The organism is Promicromonospora xylanilytica (assembly GCF_054782895.1).
In genome coordinates, this window is sequence record NZ_BAAGRP010000004.1 from 47403 (window position 1) to 64778 (window position 17376).

Consider the following 17376-nt stretch of genomic DNA (forward strand, 5'->3'; position numbering starts at 1 on the left):
GGGATCAATTTCCAGAAAGTCCTCGTGAGTACTGGTCGCGCCGCAACGTTCTAGGCAAGAATGTGCCGCACGAACTCGTCGTACGTGGAGATTCTTTCGACGCCTGCGCGCCGTTTCGCCTCGCATCTCGTCGACAGATCGGGCAGGATGTGGTCCGAAGCACCGCTGTGCAGCCGACCACAGCGTCACCGCCCTGGTGAGGACGTAGGGGAAGACGTACCTCGAACCAGGGAGGAAGACATGGCCGGTGTCATCACGCGGGGTGTGCTTTTCGTGCATTCGGCGCCTCGTGCCCTGTGCCCCCACATCGAGTGGGCCGCGGGGAACGTTCTTGGCGTGCGCGTATCCATGGACTGGACCGCGCAGCCTGCGGGGCGTGGTCTGTACCGTGCCGAGTACTCGTGGCAGGGTCCGCAGGGCACGGGCGCCAAGCTGGCGTCCGCCCTGCGCGGCTGGTCGCACCTGCGGTACGAGGTGACCGAGGACGCGAGCAACGGGGCCGACGGCGCCCGCTGGTCGCACACCCCCGACCTCGGCATCTTCCACGCCATGACCGACGTGCACGGCAACGTGGTGGTCCAGGAGGACCGCGTCCGTGCCGCGCTGGAGCTCGCGGACCCGCGCGCCATGCGGGACGCGCTCGACCTCGCGCTGGGCGCCGCGTGGGACGACGAGCTCGAGCCGTTCCGCTACGCGGGCCTCGGCGCCCCGGTCCGCTGGCTCCACCAGGTGGGCTGACCCTGACCGAACGGTTGACCACAGCGGTTACTGCCGGGCCGAGGCCCTTCGTGGCAGCAACCGCTGTGGTCAACGCGTCTGTGGCACCGGCACACGGACCGAACCAGGTATTCTCAGCGAGCGCCCGTTCGGGTTGCACGCCCCGTTAGCTCAGCTGGTCAGAGCAGGAGACTCATAATCTCTTGGTCCTCGGTTCAAGTCCGAGACGGGGCACCGGAGGCCCGGGATCCCGCCGATTCCGGGCCTCTCTGCTGCCGTGGCACGGTGACCACCTTGTCGTCGCTCGTCCGGTGGAGGTGCGCGCCGTCGTCGCCGTACGGCTCGTCGACGTGCCAGTGCAGGACCTGGATCCGGTCGGAGCGAAAGCCGTCGTCCGACGGCGGGTGCGGGCCGGCGATCACAGTGAGGCGGCCCTCCAACGAGATCTTGCTGAACGACATCCGGGCAGTCTGACAGCCACCGTGCCTCGACCAGCGAGGAGCGCGCGGAACGGCCTGCGGGAGCACGGCGGCCCGGGTCCACACGTCGTGGACCCGGCCCGCCGTCGTTCGTGTCAGCCGTCGTGCTTGTCAGAGGTCGACGACGTTCCCCCCGATCGTCACGACCAGGCGGCCGTCGGACGCGAAGGACCAGTCCAGCGACCCGGAGTACTGCCCGCACCGGGAGCCGTTCGAGCCGTTCCACCACTGGTTGCCGCCCGCGTCGTCACCGATGATGCGGTCGTTCGACCCGCTGTCGCAGGACGTGTTGTCGCGGAACGTCGACGAGCCGCCGTCGAAGTTGAAGTTGCGCTCCTCGCTGCCGATGCTCAGGTTGTTCTCGACGGTCAGCGAACCGATGTTCCGGTTGTAGCCGAACCCGTGCTTGCCGTTGTCGTAGGCGATGCTGCGCCGCACGACGTGGTCCACCGCGATGTCCTCGCCGCCGAGCTTGTAGCCGTTGCGGTCGCCGTTGCCGGCCTGACCGCCGTCGGACAGGGTGCCGTTCTCGTACGAGAGCGAGTCCTCGATGGTGACGGCGCCGATCGGCCCCGTCTCGTCCTTGGTGTACAGGTCCCAGCCGTCGTCGATGTTGTTGTGGGCCACCGTGTAGCGGAACACGTTCCCAGGGCCCACGGTGAGCTTCGGCGCGAACCCGTCTGCGTCCTCGCCGTCGGAGTCGGAGTTGTCGTGCGACTCCGAGGACACGATGAGGTTGTTCGACGGCCACTCGCTGCTCGGCGCCCCGGCCGTGTAGCGGGAGAGCTGGAGGCCGGTGTCGCGGTTGAACCGGGTCACGACCCGTTCGATGACGTTGTTGTCGCCCCCGAGCAGGATCCCGTTGTCGCCGGCGCGCTCGACGACGATGCCCCGCACGTGCCACCAGTCGCCGCCGATGGCGAGGCCCCGGTTGGCCGAGTTCTCGCTCTGCGCGGAGAAGTTCAGCACCGGCGTCTCACCCGGGTAGGCGAACAGCTCGGTGCGGTTGCCCGAGGTGCCGCTGTTGCCCGGCTCGATGGCGACGGTCTCCGAGAGGTTGTACGTTCCGCCGCGCACGGAGACCGTCCCGCCGGGCTCGATCCGGTCGATCGCCGCGGGCAGCGTGGTCGGGTCCGACTCGGTTCCGGCGGCGCTGTCGGTGCCGTCCGGCGCCACGTACAGCGCGTCGGCCCCCGGCTGCTCCCCCGGGCCGCCGTCGCCCGGGTCACCGTCGCCGGGGTCGCCGCCGTCCGACGGGGTACCGGCGTAGGTCTCGAACTCCGCGACGCGGGGTGTCCCGCTCGAGCTGGTGATCTCGAAGTTGATCTTGCCGAGCGTGGTGGTGGCGAAGGAGATGACGCCGGCGCCGCTGCCCGTGGTCAGCACCGCGCCGGTGTCATGGTTGACGACGCGCCACGACCCGATGTTGCCGACGGCGCCCGCCGCCTCCCGGATGTTGATGGCCGACACCGCACGGTCCGCGTCCCACTTGACCGAGATGCGGCCGGTGGAGCCGCTCGGGGACCAGTAGGTGCTCATGGAGCCGTCCACCACGTTGCCGAAGCTGGTCCCGCTGGCCTTGCTCGAGCCGTCTGCGCCGGCCCCCGCACTCAGGTTCTCACCGGTGGGCGGGTCGGTCGGGTCCGTGGGCGGGTCGGTCGGGTCCGTGGGCGGGTCCGTCGGGTCCGTGGGCGGGTCGGTGGGGTCGGTCGGCGTGCAGCTGCCGTCCGACACCCGCAGGCCCTTGTTCGCGCCGGCGGTCTCGGCGACGACGCCGGGCACGCAGCTCGCGCCGTCGAGCGGGTACGAGTACGGGATGCTGACCGACGTGTTCGACGTCGGGTCGGGACCCGCCGGGTAGTTCTCGCTGCCCTGGCTCGACCACGTCACGTTGTCGAAGATGTTGCCGTCGACCTGCCAGGAGCCCCGCTCGTCGGTGTAGAAGGTGCCGAGGACGTCCTTGGAGTCCTCGAAGTAGTTGTTGTCGACCTTCGCGCTCGCCCCGGCCCGGGAGTTGATTCCGGACTCGACGAGGCCCACGTAGTGGTTGTTGTACATGTGCGCGATGCCGCCGCGCAGCAGCGGGGTGCGCGAGTTCAGGTTCGAGTACAGGTTGTGGTGGAAGGTGACGAAGCCGTTCGACCGGTCGCTCTCGCTCGAGCCGATGAGGCCGCCGCGCTCGGAGTTGCGCAGGATGCTGTACGAGAGGGTCACGTACTTGGTGTCGTTCTTCATGTCGAAGAGCCCGTCGTAGCCCTCCGACTCGCCGCCCGAGGCCTCCAGGGTGAGGTGGTCGGCCCAGACGTTCCGGACGCCGCTCTCCATGCCGATGGCGTCGCCGCCGTTGGACGTGGGCGAGCCGGACTTCTTCACGTTCCGGACGGTGACGTTCTGGATGATGATGTTGCTGGCCTCACGGATGTGGATGCCGATCTGGTCGAACACCGCACCGCTGCCGACGCCGACGATCGTGACGTTGCTGATCTGCTTGAGCTCGATCACGTCGTCGGCCGTGCTGCAGCTGTCGCCGGACACCTTGCTGGTGTTGCCGTGGTTGATGGTGCCCTCGACCTCGATGATGATCGGGGTGCTGCTGCTGGCCCGGGTGCACAGGGCCGTGTGAAGCGCAGTGCCGGTGGTGGCCCGCACGGTCTGCCCGCCGGCGCCGCCGGTGGTTCCTCCGTTCTGGGTGGCGAACCCCGTCGCGGGGCCGGTGGCCGCCGCGGCCTGCGGGATCGACTGGGCGGTCACCCCGATCGTGACAGCGAGGGTCACCGCCGCCACCGCCGAGAAGATCTGCATGGCTCTTGGTCGTCTCATCGTCGTTGCCTCACGTTCGTCGTTGAATGCGGGACATTGCTGTGGTTCCTCGTGCGATGCGGGGTCGACGGACACGTCCGCGCCGGCGCTGGGACGAGCCGACCGGATGATTTTCGACCTCGCGGGTAACCGGTTTCTCGGATCCTAGTAACCGGTTTCCCGCATGGCAAGCCCCTATCCACCAGATGGTCGAACGGGAGAAGTCGGACACGGCGAGACACGCGCCCGGCGGCGTGACGAACCCCGGCGTCACGAACCCGGCGTCACGAACCGGAGCGAGCCCGCACCGACTCCCAGTGCCACGGCTCAGGGACGCGCCCGTCCGGCTCCGCGAAGTCCGGGTGGATCCATTCGTAGGTCTCGGCGTTGGCCTTGAGCCACTCGTACTGCTCGGTCCCGAACGTCTCCACGCCCCCGCCGATGTCGACGGCGAGCCCCAGGCCGTGGTTGGAGCACCCGGGCGGCGCGGCGATCGGCGACGACGGGTCGTAGAGGGAGGCCTGCGACTCGTACGAGCGGTACGACGAGTTGATCGTCAGGTGCTCGCCGAAGACCTCCTGGTAGGCGGCGTCGAGCTCGACCAGGCTGTCCAGCACCTCGGTGCGCACGAAGTGCGTGGGCGCCCACGGGATCTCCGACAGCGCGGACTCCGGCACCTTGCCGCTGTCGGGATCCCACGTCTGGTCCGGCGCGGGGCAGGTGATCGCGTCCTGCGCCTCGACCAGCGCCGAGGTCGCGGTCGCGACCACGGAGCGGTTCGTGCTCAGCTCGTGTGCGGCCTGCTCCAGCACCAGCAGGTCCTCGCCCTCGACGCTGGCGCTCGCGGCGGTGTCGGCGGCGGCCATGGTGTCGAGGGCCGCCTGCAGCCGCTCCCGCGTACCGTCGTCGACCCCCTGGCCCTCCGTCGCGGTGTAGACCTTCTCTGCCCGGGACTGGGCGGCCGACAGCGCCTGGCGGGCCGCTTCGACCTCGCCACGCGCGAACTCGACCATGGAGGTCCGCACGGCGTCCGTCGCGGCGCCGAGGGCTTCGCGGGAGTCCGCCGTCCCCGCGACGAGCCGGGTGAAGGGCGACTCGGCCAGCACGGAGTCGGCCTCGGTGATCTGTGCGGAGAGCCCGACGCGCGTCGTCTTCTCCGCGACCTTCCCGTCGGAGGCCGTCATCAGCTGCTTGGCGGCCGTGACCTGCGAGGCGAGCGCGTCCGTCTCCGACATGATCCGCCACGCGACCCCGCCGCCGCCCAGCACGACGACCACCACGAGCGTTGCGACGACCATCCGCAGCGTGCGCCGACGCCGGTTCTTCGCCTCCCGGCGGTCTCTTGCCGTGGCGCCGGTCTTCCTGCCCGTGGGATCAACGGCGGGCATGGCGTTCGTCGAGGTCACGAGCCCAGAACCTACGGCACGCACCGCCCAGGGACCGACCCGCCAGCGGGTGAACTACGGCTTCGTCGGCCTGCGGCACTACGGTGGGGCCATGGGGTTCCGATGGTGGTCCAGGCGCCGCCCGCAGAAGGCGGTCCGCCGCACCGTGCGCTCGCATCGCACCGACCTGCTGCTGGCCGAGGCGCCGCTCGTCACGTCGACGGGCGAGGCATGGGCCTTCGCCACCCGCGCCGAGCTCCTGATCATCTCGGCGCCCGAGGCACCCGGCGGGCAGGACGACGGCGAGTCGCGGGGCGCACCGTCCGTCGTCGTCCACCGGGAGTGGGCCGACGTCGACCGGGCGACCTACGACGCCGAGTCCAACGTCGTCCGCGTCCACTGGGTCGACGGCGACGAGCCGACGCCGCTCGCCCTCGACGGCCGGCGTTCCGTGCTGCCGCAGGTGCTGCGCGAGCGGGTGGAGTGGTCGGTGGTCCTCGCGGAGCCCGTCCGGCTGCCGGGCGGACGTTCCGCCCGTGTGGCGGTCCGACGCCGCACGGACGGCGAGCTGTTCTCCCAGGTGATCGGGCAGGGCGACCTCGACGTGACCGATCCGGACATAGCGGATGTGATCGACGCCGCTGAGGCTCGGGTTCGAAATGCGGCAGGACTACCCGCCTGAACCTGTTAGAGTTTTCACCGGTCGCCCAAACCGGTGCACGGTCTGGGTGAACGCGATCCCGCGTAGCTCAGCTGGCAGAGCATCCGACTGTTAATCGGACGGTCGTTGGTTCAAGTCCAACCGCGGGAGCCACCAGGCCCGGAATCCTCAGGATTCCGGGCCTTGCTGTTTCTCTCGCCGGTGGTACGGCACCGATGACGTGCACTGTCGCCGGTGGTACGGCACCGATGACGTGCACTGCTGCCGAGCCACCGAGTGCAGACCTTGTCGCTCCTGCGATCGGCGACTGCAGAGTTGGTCGCGCACAGGAGCCCCGCACCCGCGACGAACTCTGCACTCGGCGAGATGAGGTGCGACGAAGTCTGCACTCGGCGCGGGAGCGAGAGCCCGGGCCGGCGGGGCGGGGCAAGGCGGGACGGAGACCACGTGCGAGACCGGCACGACGGGTCGCGCCCTCTAGATGGCGCGACACTGGACCCGTGCCGACGACGAGCGCGGGCCTCCTGCCCTACCGACAACTGCCCGACGGCGGGGTCGAGGTGCTGCTCGGCCACATGGGCGGGCCGTTCTGGGCGCGCAAGGACGAGGGCGCGTGGACGGTGCTCAAGGGTGAGCTCGACCCCGGTGAGGATCCGCACGCGGCCGCGCTGCGGGAGGCGGCCGAGGAGCTCGGCCTGGTGCTTCCGCCGTCGTCCGCCCCGGACTTCGAGCTCGGCGAGGTCCGGCAGCGGGCGGGCAAGCGGGTCCTGGTCTGGGCGCGGGAGTGGCCGCAGGACGGACCGGACCTGGCACGGATCAACAGCAACACCCTGGAGATCGAGTGGCCGCCGCGTTCCGGGCGGCGCATCGAGATCCCCGAGATCGACCGCGTGGCCTGGTTCGGCCCGGAGGACGCTCGACGCCTCGTCGTGAGCGCCCAGGCGACGTTCGTGGACCGCCTGGAGACGATCCTGGCGCGCTGACCCCAGCCGGCTCAGGAACGCCCGGCAACCCCCGGCACCACCGCCGCCTCCCGGGCGTCGGCCAGCCGGTACGGCGCCGTCCTGCCCGAGAGCCCGCGCTTCCCCGCCGTGAACGGCACGGCCACGACGAGCACCACGGCGAACAAGGACGCCAGGTTCGAGGCGGAGGAGAGTGCGCCGACGTCGAACATCGTCGCGGCGTCCGACAGCACCTGGAGCAGCCCCCACAGGGCTCCCCCGGCCAGGCCGCGCCGCAGCCGCGCCGGCCATGAGAGCCCACCGCCCGACTCAGCGCCGCCAGCAGCCCCGGAGCCGACCGGCGGCGCCACCGCGAGCCAGACCGTGCGCTGCCCCAGTGACTCCCCCGCGCCCGTGGCGAGCGGCAGGACGAAGACGACGAGCCACGGCAGCACGCCGGCGAACAGCCACAGCGGCACCGAGTCGGACGGCGCCTCGCCCGTCACGAGGTAGCTCGCCAGGCCCCATCCCATCGCGAGCAGGCCGCTGAGCAGGGTGTACGCGGAGGCGTCGACCGCCATGCCGAGCCAGCGGCGCCAGACGGTCACCGGCCGCGGCACGCCGCGCGTGGCCGCAAGGGTCTTCGCCCGGGGCATCCAGCGCAGCACCCAGGGGGCCACGAGCGCACCGAGCACGCCGCCGAGGGTGTTGGTGAGCAGGTCGTCGACGTCGGCCAGGCGGTAGGAGCAGCCGATCAGGCCGAAGATCCCTGTCAGCTGGGTGACCTCGACCAGCAGCGACGCCGCGAGCGCCGAGGCGGCGGACGCGAGCAGCCCCCAGCCCAGGTAGCGGCGCACCAGCACGCCCCACGGCACGAAGAGCACCACGTTGAAGACGCCCTGGAGCACCGAGACGTCACGAGCCGCCGCCCCGAGTGACATGCCTGCGGTGCGTTCGCGGATGTCCGCGAAGATCTGGCCAGGCCGGAGCTGTGCGGCCTCGTGCCCGTGCTCGGCACACCAGGCGGCGAGGTCACCGGACGGCAGCGGGAGCAGCGTGTAGGCGGCGAGCGCCGTGCCGTAGATCGCGAGCGCGGCCGCGCCGAGCAGTCGGCCTGGGCTGATGGCCCCGTAGCGGCGTACCTGGATCGCGAGGACGGGCACGAGGAGGGCCACGAACAGCAGCACTCCGAACAGCACACCGATCCGGGCCGGCCAGGTCCACACGTCGTTCACGGCGGCAACGGTAGGCGTCCGGCGTCGGGTCCGCGAGGGGGACTTGCCCGCGCCCGTGCGGTGGCGTAACTTCGTCCGTACTTTCTTGTCCTAACAAACGCGGTGCCGTTGTCGGCGGCGCACGAACGAGAGGTTCGCCATGGATGCCGGGCGCTCACCGAAGTCAGCAGTCCCCCTCTACGACTGGATGAACAGGATCCCGGGCGGGCTGATGCTCATCCCGCTGGTCCTCGGCTCGATCGTCGGGACGTTCTTCCCCGGCTTCCTCGAGCTGGGCTCGTTCACCACGGCCCTCTTCAAGGACTCGGCACTGCCGCTGATCGCCGTGCTCATCTTCGCCACCGGCATGCAGATCACCGCCCGCACCTCGGGCCCTGTCCTGGCCACGACCGGGACCCTGCTCCTGACGAAGTCGCTGATCCCGGCGGCGCTCGTCGCCCTGGCGGGCAGCATCTTCGGCATCGAGGGCTTCCTCGGCGTCTCGATCCTCGCCCTGATGGCCACCATGGACAACAGCAACGGTGGCCTGTGGCTCGCCTTCACCGGCAAGTACGGTGACGCGCGGGACCGCGGTGCCTACATGGCCTCGGCCCTGAACGACGGCCCGTTCATCTCCATGCTCTTCCTCGGTGCGTCCGGGCTGGCGGACATCCCCCTGACGGCGTTCCTCGCGGCGATCATCCCGCTGGTGCTCGGCTTCATCGTCGGCAACCTGGACCCGCGCTGGACCGAGGTCATGCGTCCCGTCCCGAACATCGTCATCCCGTTCTTCGCGTTCGCCCTGGGTACCGGCATCGACCTGCGTGACGTCGTCTCCGGTGGTGCCAGCGGCATCCTCGTCGGTGTGCTCGCCGTGGCCCTGACCGGCGCCCTGACCTACTCGGGCTACCGGTTCATCCTGCGCCGCGGGATCAAGTCCGGTGTCGCCATCTCGGCGGCGACCACGGCAGGCAACGCCGTCGCCACGCCGGCGATCATCGGCGGGATCGACCCGACGTTCGAGCCGTACGTCGCGGTGGCGACGGCCCAGGTCGCGTCGGCGGTGCTGGTCAGTGCGATCCTCGCGCCGCTGCTGGCCACCATCGTCCTCAAGCGGCAGGGCGGCCTCGAGTCGGCGGACGACGCCGAACCGGCCGTCGTCCCCGCCGACGAGGGTCGTGGCTCGGCATGAGTGAGCACGGCATGAGTGAGCACGGCATGAGTGACGACACGAGCGAGAGCACGGTCGCGGTCGTCGCCGACGACCTCACCGGTGCCGGCGACTGCGTGGTGCAGTTCGCCCGCGCGGGGTGGCGGAGCCACCTCGCGCTCGGCCCGGAGCTCCCCGTCGGCGACCAGACGGCGGTCGCCGTCGTCACGGACGCGCGCCCCCTCGCCGACGCCGATGCGGCGACAGCCACGGCCGACGCCGTCCGCGCCCTCGTCTCCGCGGGGTCGCGGCGGCTCTACGTCAAGATCGACTCGACCATGCGGGGCAGTGTCGCCGGCCAGGTCGCCGGGGCGCTGACCGCCTGGCGCGAGGGAGTGCCCGGCGCGTTCGCCGTCGTCTGCCCCAGCTATCCCGCCCTGCGGCGGACCGTCAGCGACGGCGTGCTCCTGGTGGACGGCGCGCCCGTCGCCACGACGGCCGCCGGCCACGACCCCGTCACGCCCGTGCACGAGAGCGACCTGACCGCGCTGCTGCCCGGCGCCGTCCGGGTATCCGCCGACGGCGACGCACGCATCCTCGCGGTCCGCCTCGCCGCGGCCGGCAGGAGCGCGGGCACGCTGGTCGTCGACGCCGTCACCGACGCCGACCTGGAGCGCCTCGCCGGCGCGGTCGCGCTGCTGGGCGCGGACGCCGTTCCGGTCGGCTCGGCCGGTCTGGCGGCGGCCCTCGCGCCCCGCTGGGGCGGCGCCGCCGACGTTCCCGAGCCCGCACCGGCCGACGTCGAGCGGGTGCTCGTGGTCCTCAGCTCGCTGAACGAGGTGTCCCTCGGGCAGGCGGACGAGCTCGTGCGCGCCGACCCGGACGTCCACGTCCTGATCTCGGACGCCGCGGCCGCGCCGGACGACGCGGTCGGCTCCTGGCCGGCCGGTCTCGGTCAGCGGCCGCCCGCGACCGTGCTCGTGCGCACACCGGAGCCGACCGGCACCGGCCGGGAGCGGGCCGTCCAGGCGGCGAGCTCCCTGGCGGAGCTGGTCGCCGCGGTCACCTCGCGGACCCGGCCGGACGCCATAGTCCTCATCGGCGGGGACGGCAGCCGCGCCGTGCTCGCCCGCCTCGGCGCCCGCAGTGTCCGGATCGCCGGGTCGGTCGCCGAGGGCGTACCCATCGGCCGGCTCGAGGGCGGGTCGGCCGACGGCACCGTCGTCGTGACCAAGGCCGGCGGGTTCGGCAGCACGCGGACCGTCGTCGACGTCCTCGCGAACCTGAGGTCGTACTGTTCCCACCAGGAGGTAACCCCTTGAGCATCCCCACCCTCGCGATCACGCTCGGCGACGTAGCGGGCATCGGCCCGGAGATCACCGCCAAGGCCCTGCTCGGCCACGACGACCTGCGTGCCCGGTGCGTGCCCGTGGTCGTGGGCGACGAGGGCGCCATGCGGCGCGCCGTCGTGGCCCTCGGCGCGGACCCGGCCGCCGTCCGCGTGATCGGGTCCCCCGCCGACGCGACCAACACCCCGGGCAGCATCGAGCTGCTCCAGACGGGTCCCTCGCTCGCGGACGTCCCCGTCGGTGAGCTCAGCGCGGCAGCCGGCGACGGCGCGTACCGGTTCGTCGTCGAGGCCTGCCGCCTGGCTCGCGAGGGTCAGGTCGACGGCATCGTGACGCCCCCGCTGAACAAGGCCGCCATGCACGCGGGCGGGCACAAGTGGCCCGGGCACACCGAGCTGCTCGCCCACGAGTTCGGCGTCGAGAACTTCAGCCTCGTGCTCTCCGCGGGCGACCTGTACTTCTTCCACCTCACCACGCACGTCTCCCTGCGGCAGGCGATCGAGGACATCACGCCGGAGCGCACCCGCAACGTGCTCGACCTGGCCGGCGCGTTCACGGCCGCCCTCGGCCGCCCCGACGAGGCGATCGGCCTGGCGGGCCTCAACCCGCACGCCGGCGAGAACCGTCTGTTCGGCGACGAGGACGCCGACGTCCTGGCTCCCGCCGTCGAGCAGGCACGGGGCCGTGGCATCAACGCCCACGGACCGCTGCCCGCCGACGCCCTCATCCCCGCGGCGGTCAAGGGCAAGTGGAACATGGTCATCGCCTGCTACCACGACCAGGGGCACGCCCCGTTCAAGGCCGTCTACGGCGACGACGGCGTGAACATCACCGTCGGGCTGCCCGTGGTGCGCGTCTCCGTCGACCACGGGACCGCCTTCGACATCGCCGGTCAGGGCATCGCCCGTGAGGCCAGCCTCGTGCTCGCGATCGAGCGGGCGGCCGAGCTCGCGCCCGGCTGGGACCACGTCTGGCAGACCGCCCAGAAGACGTCGCAGAAGACCGTGAGCTGACCGTGCTCCCCGGACCCGACGGCACGCCGCTCCACCGCAAGCTCAGCAGTGAGCTGCGCGCGCAGATCCTCGGCCGCGCGCTCGCGCCGGGTGCGCACGTACCCACCGAGGCCGAGCTCCAGGAGCGCTACGGCGTCTCCCGCTCCGTGGTCCGGCAGGCCTTGGCCGCGCTGGAGCAGGAAGGCCTCGTGGAGCGGCGCCGCGGGCGGGGCACCACCGTCCGGGAGCGGGGCGAGCTCCACCGCCTCGTGCAGCGGGTCCCCGGCCTGTCGACGCAGGTGGAGGACGGCGGGGTGCACGTGGGCACGCGCGTCCTCGAGCTCTGCACCGAGCCGGCGTCCGAGGCCACCAGCGTGCTCGGCTCCGCCCAGGTGCTGCGCATGCGGCGGCTGCGCAGCACCGACGGCGAGCCGCTCGCCGCCATCGAGACCTGGCTGCCCGCCGAGTTCGCCGGCCTGACGGCGGACGAGCTGACCGACGCCTCGCTGCACGCCGCGATCCGGCGCCGGTTCGGCACCCGTGTCGTGGCAGGCAAGCGCCAGGTCCGCGCCGTCGGAGCCGACACCGAGACCGCTGAGCTGCTCCAGGTCCCGGTCGGGGCGCCCGTGCTCCTCCTGGAGGGCACGAGCACCGACGAGACGGCACGGCCGGTCGAGGTGTTCCGCACCTGGCACCGGGCCGACCGGGTGGTCTTCGACATCAACGTGATCCGGGAGCCGGACGCCGCCGCGAGCCTTCCGGGCACCTTCACGGGCGCCAGCGCGCAGACGGCGCCGGCCGGACCGGACACGGGCACCACGAACCTCCGGGCGCGGCTGGACGCCCTGGGCCGCGAGATGCTCGACCTGGCGCGGCAGCTCGAACGCGACGAGGCCCGCTGAGCCGAGCGGCCCGCCCACGCTCACCCTCGTCGTGCTCACGACGTGGCGATGAGGAGCGTCGCGCCGAGCGCGGCGGCGAGCCCGACCGCCTGCGTGCGTCGGAGCCGCTCACGGAGAAACACGAGGCCGACGACGACCGGGACCACCGGGTACAGGGACGAGAGCACCACGGCCACGGTCACGAACTCGGTGCGGAGCGCGAAGAGGTAGGCGCCGAGCGCAGCAGCCGCCAGGGCGCCCGCCCCCGCACTCAGCGCCAGGAGTCCCGGGGCGGTGACGCCCGCGGGCCGGTCCTTCGCCGGCACCCGCATGAGCGTCACGGAGGCGACCAGCACCGTGGCGATCGCGGCGACCCGGCCGCTGAGCACAGGCCACAGGCCCGCCGTGGCAGCCGCGGTCTGCGCCAGGCACAGATACTGGACCGCGATGCCACCGCCGGCCGCGATCCCGTCGACGACCGATCCGCGGGACAGCCGGGCGGAGCTGCCGGGGGCTCTGCTGATCAGCCAGAGCGCAGGCAGCGCCACCACCACGCCGGCCCACGCCGGCCAGGACAGCCGCTCCCCGAGCACGGCCGCGCCGACCAGCACCGGTAGCGCGACACCACCGACCGCGCTGATCGGTACGACCACCGACATCTCCCCGCGGCTCAACCCCCGGAACAGGAACGCCATGCCCAGGCCGGTGCCGACCCCCGAGGCGGCGCCCCAGGCGAGGTCGGCCGTGCCCGGCGGCGCGCCGGGCACGAGGAGCACCGCGACAGCCGTCACGCACAGGCCGCCGACCTGCCCGACGAGAGCGACCCGCACCGGTGGCAGACGGCGGGACGCCAGGCCCCCGAGCACGTCGGAGACCCCGTAGCTCAGAGCCGACAGCAACGCGAGGGCGACCCCCACGCTCAGGCCGCCCAGCCGCATCGCCGGGAGTCACGCATCACTCAGGCATATCCGCCCTGTGTGACGTGTCGCAACCGCTGCCGGCCCGTCCTGGATCCGTCAGAGACCGGCTATCCGGCGCGCCGGCCCCGGCGGGCCTCGTCCGCGATCAGGGCCCGGACCTCGGCAGCGACCGTCCTCCAGGCGACGGACGGCAGGTCGTGTCCGACGCCAGGCAGGACCAGCACCCTCGCACCCGGGATCTCGCGCGCCACAGCGCGAGCGGCCGAGGTCCTGATGATGGGGTCGTCCTTGCCGTGCAGAGCCAGCACCGGCACACGGACGTCGCGCAGCCGAGGCCCGTGCCACTTGGCACCGATCTGACGGCTCTGCGCGTCGCTGTCCCGTGGCCCGCTCCCGAGCTCCCGTTCGATCCGCGCACGGGCCTCGTCCTCGTCGAAAGGGCTCGCCGGTGACGCGATTCCCCTCGCGACGGCGAGGGACGCGGCGATGTCCCCTTCCTGCCCCTCGGGGAACCTCATCGTGGCGAACTTCGCGAGCAGCCGAAAACGCAGGTAGCGCAGCACGCCGAGGCCTGAGGCATCGCTTGGCGGCGCCCCGTTCGAGACGACGGCGAGGACACGGTCGGGGTGGCGGAGCGCGAGGCGCTGCGCCACCACCCCGCCCATCGAGGCCCCGAAGACGACAGCACGCTCCCAGCCGACGGCATCCAGCACGGCGACGCCGTCGTCGACCATGTCCTCCGACGTGTAGGCCACGGTGCTCCCGCGGAGCAGGGCCGCCCACTGGCTGCGCCGTTCGACCCGACCGAACCGGGTGGACTCGCCCGCGTCGCGCTGGTCGTAGCGGACCACGTCGAACCCCTGGTCCGCGAGCGCCTGGCACAACCCGTCCGGCCACCAGAACCGGGACATCGCCAGGCCCATCACGAGCAGCAGTGGTACGCCCCCTGGCTCGCCGAACCGGTCATAGGCGATCTCGACGTCGCGGTTGCGCGCATAGGCGGTCGGCGACCACGCGGTGTTGTCCGTCATCCGGGCCATTGTTCCTCAGTGCGGCCTGCGCTCGCGGCAGCACAGCCGCTCAGGACGTCACCAGGTTCCGGACGTGCTCCGCGATCGCCGGCCAGGCGACCGCCGGCAGGTCGTGGCCGATACCGTCCAGGACCACCAGCTTCGCCCCGCGGATCTCGCGCGCCACGGCGCGCGCCGCCGAGGTCCGGATGAGCGGGTCGTCCTCGCCCTGCAGCACCAGGGTCGGCGCCTGGACCTCGCGCAGCCGCGGCCCGCGCCATCTCGCGTGCAGCTGGCGGCCGATCCCGGCCATGTCCCGCGGCCCGCTCTCCAGCCCGCGTTCTATCCGTTCCCGGGCCGCTGCCTCGTCGCACGGGTTCGCCGGGGACGCCATCCCCTTCGCGATGGCCAGGGACGCGGCGATGTCGCCGTCGCGGCCCTCGGGATGACGCATCGTCACGTTGCGCGCGACCAGGCCGAACCTGAGGTAGCGGAGCGCGCGAAGGCCGACGGCGTCGCTCGGCGGGGCGTCGCACGACACGAGCGCGAGCACACGGTCCGGGTGACGCAGCGCGACCCGCTGCGCTGCGACACCGCCCAGGGAGTGCCCGAACACCACCGCACGGTCCCAGCCGACGGCGTCGAGCACCGCCACGGCGTCGTCGGCCAGGTCCTCGGAGGTGTAGCTGGGCCGGGCGGGCCCGAGCAGCATGCTCAACGGTCCGCGCCGCACGGTCTCGCTGAACCGGGTCGAGGCGCCGGTGTCACGTTGGTCGTACCGCACCACGTCGAACCCCTGGTCCGCGAGCGCCCTGCAGAAACCGTCCGGCCACCAGAACCGGGAGATCGCGAGGCCCATCATGAGCAGGAGCGGGACACCGCCCGGCTCCCCGAAGCGGTCGTAGGCGAGGTCGACGTCGCCGTTGCGCACGAACGTGGTCGGCGACCAGGTGTCTGTATCGGTCACCCGATCCATTGTCGTGCGGGATCGAGCCGCTCGCCCGAGTTCACTCGCGGTCGAAGGAGATCATGGACGCCGGGCCGCCCGCCGAGGTGCTCACCACCGACACGGTCCGGGTCGTGGCCCCGGTCAGTGCGTCAGCTTGAGCCCGATCACGCAGCCGATGAGGCCGGCGATCAGCAGCATCCGGACCACGGAGACCGGCTCGGCGCCGGTGGCCATGGCCCAGATGACGGTCGTGGCCGCGCCGATGCCCACCCAGACGGCGTAGGCGGTGCCCACCGGCAGGTCGCGCAGCGCGTAGGCGAGGCCGCCCATGCTCGCGACGAGGGCGACGCCGAAGACGATGCTCGGGCCGGGATTGTGGAACCCGTCCGAACGGCTGAGGGCCGTGGCCCAGACGGCCTCGAGGAGGCCGGAGACGACAAGGACGATCCAGGACATGGTGTGCTCCTTAGTTGCCGTCTTGTCGCGCACCGGGTACGGCAACCCTCGTCCGGGAACCCCTTCAGGCTCTGCGTCCATGTTCGCACAGGACGGACCGGCGAGGCACCCGCACCTTGGTTAGCATCGAAACCGAAAGCTGCTGGCCGGGTTTCGAGAGGTGCCGATGCTGGGAAATCACTACGTGGAGGCCTTTCATCAACTGACGACCGAGGCCAACGACGCGGGCCTGATGCGCCGTCGCTACGGCTTCTACTGGACGATGATGCTGTTCTGGGCCCTGGTCGCGGCCGGGATCCTGGTCGGCGTGGCCTTGCTGGGCGACACCTGGTACCAGCTCCTGCTGGCGGCCCTGCTCGGCGTGGCGATGGCACAGCTCGCCTTCCTCGGGCACGAGGCGGCCCACCAGCAGATGTTCGCCTCCAAGAGCTGGAACGAGTGGACGTCCCGGGTCATCGCGGGGCTGTTCAACGGGCTCAGCTACGGCTGGTGGGTGGACAAGCACGGCCGGCACCATGCGAACCCGAACAAGGAGCGAGAGGACCCGGACATCCGGTCCACGGTGCTGTCCTTCACGCCCGACAGCACCGACGAGCGCACCGGGCTCGCCGCACGGCTGGCGAGGTACCAGGGCTTCTACTTCCTGCCGCTGCTCCTCTTCGAGGGGTTCTCCCTGCACGTCGCCTCGGTCCGGACCATCCTCACCGGCAAGGACGTCCCGCACCGGTGGACCGAGATCCTCTTCGTGGGCGTCCGTGTTCTCGGTTACCTGGCGTTCCTGTTCGTCGTGCTTCCGCCAGAGATGGCCGTCGCCTTCGCCGCCGTGCAGGTCGCGGTGTTCGGCTTCCTGCTGGGCGGCGCGTTCTCCCCGAACCACATCGGCATGCCCACGGTCCCCCACGACACCGAGCTCGACTTCCTGCGCCGGCAGGTCCACATGTCGCGCAACGTCCGCGGCGGACCGCTGGTGCACTTCTTCATGGGCGGCCTGGAGTACCAGGTGGAGCACCACCTGTTCCCGATGGCACCGCGCCCGAACCTGCCTGCCGTGCAGCGGCTGGTCCGCTCGTACTGCGCCGACCACGGCATCCCCTACACGGAGACCTCGCTCACCGGAGCGTTCCGGACGATCATCACCTACCTCAACCAGGTGGGGCTGAAGAACCGCGACCCCTACACCTGCCCGCTGGTACGCCGGTACCGCGGCTGACCTGGAGGACCGATGAGGCCGACCGTCAACCCGGACACGTGCATCGCCTCCGGCAACTGCAGCCGCACGGCGCCGCGCGTCTTCGCGAACCTCGAGGAGAACGGCGGGTTCGTCAGCATCATCGACGAGAACCCGCCCCAGTCGGAGTGGGCGGCGGTACGCGCCGCCGAGGAGCAGTGCCCGTCGGCGACGATCCACATCGAGAAGGACGAGGGCCTTCCCGCACCCGCGTCACCCTGAGCCGGCTCGTCACGCGGGCCGCG

At 71.7% G+C, this 17376-nt stretch carries 17 protein-coding genes, 2 tRNA genes and 1 riboswitch; of the genes, 11 read left to right on the plus strand and 8 right to left on the minus strand.

Features of this window, described 5'->3' with window-relative positions:
• Positions 1-240 precede the first annotated feature (240 nt).
• Both ACYVK7_RS05165 and ACYVK7_RS05170 read left to right on the plus strand, forming a co-directional pair.
• Positions 241-738: a DUF3145 domain-containing protein gene (locus ACYVK7_RS05165; RefSeq protein WP_108493757.1), complete on the plus strand. Its 498-nt coding sequence runs from the start codon at positions 241-243 to the stop codon at positions 736-738.
• Between the two features lie 139 nt (positions 739-877).
• Positions 878-951 (plus strand) — tRNA-Ile (locus tag ACYVK7_RS05170).
• On the opposite strand, the gene ACYVK7_RS05175 is transcribed toward ACYVK7_RS05170, so the two are convergent.
• The 3 genes from ACYVK7_RS05175 to ACYVK7_RS05185 form a co-directional block, all read right to left on the minus strand.
• Positions 933-1178: a hypothetical protein gene (locus ACYVK7_RS05175; protein WP_460886613.1), complete on the minus strand. Its 246-nt coding sequence runs from the start codon at positions 1176-1178 to the stop codon at positions 933-935. The two genes, ACYVK7_RS05170 and ACYVK7_RS05175, sit on opposite strands and share 19 nt — an antisense overlap.
• A gap of 129 nt (positions 1179-1307) precedes the next feature.
• The gene (locus ACYVK7_RS05180; RefSeq protein ID WP_460886614.1) at positions 1308-4016 is read right to left on the minus strand and encodes a pectate lyase family protein; all 2709 of its coding nucleotides are present in this window, start codon (positions 4014-4016) and stop codon (positions 1308-1310) included.
• A gap of 263 nt (positions 4017-4279) precedes the next feature.
• Positions 4280-5401: a M15 family metallopeptidase gene (locus ACYVK7_RS05185; protein ID WP_460886615.1), complete on the minus strand. Its 1122-nt coding sequence runs from the start codon at positions 5399-5401 to the stop codon at positions 4280-4282.
• 91 nt (positions 5402-5492) lie between these two features.
• On the opposite strand from ACYVK7_RS05185, the gene ACYVK7_RS05190 reads away from it, so the two are divergent.
• From ACYVK7_RS05190 to ACYVK7_RS05200, 3 genes are all read left to right on the plus strand, one after another.
• The gene (locus ACYVK7_RS05190) at positions 5493-6062 is read left to right on the plus strand and encodes a hypothetical protein (protein ID WP_460886616.1); all 570 of its coding nucleotides are present in this window, start codon (positions 5493-5495) and stop codon (positions 6060-6062) included.
• Positions 6063-6118: 56 nt separating this feature from the next.
• A tRNA-Asn gene (locus ACYVK7_RS05195) sits at positions 6119-6194 on the plus strand.
• Between the two features lie 347 nt (positions 6195-6541).
• Entirely contained in the window at positions 6542-7024 is a 483-nt protein-coding gene (locus ACYVK7_RS05200) for an NUDIX domain-containing protein (protein ID WP_460886617.1), read from the plus strand.
• Positions 7025-7035: 11 nt separating this feature from the next.
• On the opposite strand, the gene ACYVK7_RS05205 is transcribed toward ACYVK7_RS05200, so the two are convergent.
• Complete coding sequence (locus tag ACYVK7_RS05205; RefSeq protein ID WP_460886618.1) at positions 7036-8217, minus strand: VanZ family protein; 1182 nt, start codon at positions 8215-8217, stop codon at positions 7036-7038.
• A 187-nt stretch (positions 8218-8404) separates the two neighbouring features.
• Here ACYVK7_RS05205 and ACYVK7_RS05210 point away from each other — a divergent pair, with 187 nt between their 5' ends.
• Genes ACYVK7_RS05210 through ACYVK7_RS05225 form a run of 4 tightly spaced genes read left to right on the plus strand, consistent with a single transcriptional unit; the run spans position 8405 to position 12589 of the window.
• On the plus strand, positions 8405-9388 hold the full coding sequence (locus ACYVK7_RS05210) for a 2-keto-3-deoxygluconate permease (RefSeq protein WP_460886619.1): 984 nt from the start codon (positions 8405-8407) through the stop codon (positions 9386-9388).
• A 26-nt stretch (positions 9389-9414) separates the two neighbouring features.
• Positions 9415-10668: a four-carbon acid sugar kinase family protein gene (locus ACYVK7_RS05215; RefSeq protein WP_460886620.1), complete on the plus strand. Its 1254-nt coding sequence runs from the start codon at positions 9415-9417 to the stop codon at positions 10666-10668.
• Positions 10665-11708, plus strand: coding sequence for a 4-hydroxythreonine-4-phosphate dehydrogenase PdxA (gene pdxA / locus ACYVK7_RS05220; RefSeq protein WP_460886621.1), 1044 nt, complete (start codon positions 10665-10667; stop codon positions 11706-11708). The genes ACYVK7_RS05215 and pdxA overlap by 4 nt, the downstream gene beginning before the upstream one ends.
• A gap of 2 nt (positions 11709-11710) precedes the next feature.
• Positions 11711-12589, plus strand: coding sequence for a GntR family transcriptional regulator (locus ACYVK7_RS05225; protein ID WP_460886622.1), 879 nt, complete (start codon positions 11711-11713; stop codon positions 12587-12589).
• Positions 12590-12624: 35 nt separating this feature from the next.
• On the opposite strand, the gene ACYVK7_RS05230 is transcribed toward ACYVK7_RS05225, so the two are convergent.
• The 4 genes from ACYVK7_RS05230 to ACYVK7_RS05245 form a co-directional block, all read right to left on the minus strand.
• Complete coding sequence (locus ACYVK7_RS05230; RefSeq protein ID WP_460886623.1) at positions 12625-13506, minus strand: EamA family transporter; 882 nt, start codon at positions 13504-13506, stop codon at positions 12625-12627.
• An 89-nt stretch (positions 13507-13595) separates the two neighbouring features.
• Positions 13596-14519, minus strand: coding sequence for an alpha/beta fold hydrolase (locus ACYVK7_RS05235; protein WP_460886624.1), 924 nt, complete (start codon positions 14517-14519; stop codon positions 13596-13598).
• 49 nt (positions 14520-14568) lie between these two features.
• Positions 14569-15465 carry an alpha/beta fold hydrolase gene (locus tag ACYVK7_RS05240; RefSeq protein ID WP_460886625.1) on the minus strand — a complete coding sequence of 299 codons (897 nt, stop codon included), beginning with the start codon at positions 15463-15465 and terminating at the stop codon, positions 14569-14571.
• Between the two features lie 123 nt (positions 15466-15588).
• Complete coding sequence (locus ACYVK7_RS05245; RefSeq protein ID WP_460886626.1) at positions 15589-15903, minus strand: DMT family transporter; 315 nt, start codon at positions 15901-15903, stop codon at positions 15589-15591.
• Between the two features lie 11 nt (positions 15904-15914).
• Positions 15915-15978, minus strand: a riboswitch (guanidine-III (ykkC-III) riboswitch).
• A 91-nt stretch (positions 15979-16069) separates the two neighbouring features.
• Here ACYVK7_RS05245 and ACYVK7_RS05250 point away from each other — a divergent pair.
• Both ACYVK7_RS05250 and ACYVK7_RS05255 read left to right on the plus strand, forming a co-directional pair.
• Entirely contained in the window at positions 16070-17113 is a 1044-nt protein-coding gene (locus ACYVK7_RS05250) for a fatty acid desaturase family protein (RefSeq protein ID WP_460886627.1), read from the plus strand.
• 12 nt (positions 17114-17125) lie between these two features.
• Positions 17126-17353 carry a ferredoxin gene (locus tag ACYVK7_RS05255; protein ID WP_460886628.1) on the plus strand — a complete coding sequence of 76 codons (228 nt, stop codon included), beginning with the start codon at positions 17126-17128 and terminating at the stop codon, positions 17351-17353.
• The last annotated feature ends 23 nt before the right edge of the window (positions 17354-17376 follow it).

What these genes read in the sequence shown, in the direction of transcription:
- ACYVK7_RS05230 (WP_460886623.1), bottom strand. Translation starts at nt 13,506, where the DNA reads ATGCGGCTGGGCGGCCTGAGCGTGGGGGTCGCCCTCGCGTTGCTGTCG.
- ACYVK7_RS05190 (WP_460886616.1), top strand. Translation starts at nt 5,493, where the DNA reads ATGGGGTTCCGATGGTGGTCCAGGCGCCGCCCGCAGAAGGCGGTCCGC.
- ACYVK7_RS05215 (WP_460886620.1), top strand. Translation starts at nt 9,415, where the DNA reads ATGAGTGACGACACGAGCGAGAGCACGGTCGCGGTCGTCGCCGACGAC.
- ACYVK7_RS05210 (WP_460886619.1), top strand. Translation starts at nt 8,405, where the DNA reads ATGAACAGGATCCCGGGCGGGCTGATGCTCATCCCGCTGGTCCTCGGC.
- ACYVK7_RS05250 (WP_460886627.1), top strand. Translation starts at nt 16,070, where the DNA reads ATGCTGGGAAATCACTACGTGGAGGCCTTTCATCAACTGACGACCGAG.
- ACYVK7_RS05165 (WP_108493757.1), top strand. Translation starts at nt 241, where the DNA reads ATGGCCGGTGTCATCACGCGGGGTGTGCTTTTCGTGCATTCGGCGCCT.
- ACYVK7_RS05245 (WP_460886626.1), bottom strand. Translation starts at nt 15,903, where the DNA reads ATGTCCTGGATCGTCCTTGTCGTCTCCGGCCTCCTCGAGGCCGTCTGG.
- ACYVK7_RS05175 (WP_460886613.1), bottom strand. Translation starts at nt 1,178, where the DNA reads ATGTCGTTCAGCAAGATCTCGTTGGAGGGCCGCCTCACTGTGATCGCC.
- ACYVK7_RS05235 (WP_460886624.1), bottom strand. Translation starts at nt 14,519, where the DNA reads ATGACGGACAACACCGCGTGGTCGCCGACCGCCTATGCGCGCAACCGC.
- ACYVK7_RS05180 (WP_460886614.1), bottom strand. Translation starts at nt 4,016, where the DNA reads ATGAGACGACCAAGAGCCATGCAGATCTTCTCGGCGGTGGCGGCGGTG.
- ACYVK7_RS05255 (WP_460886628.1), top strand. Translation starts at nt 17,126, where the DNA reads ATGAGGCCGACCGTCAACCCGGACACGTGCATCGCCTCCGGCAACTGC.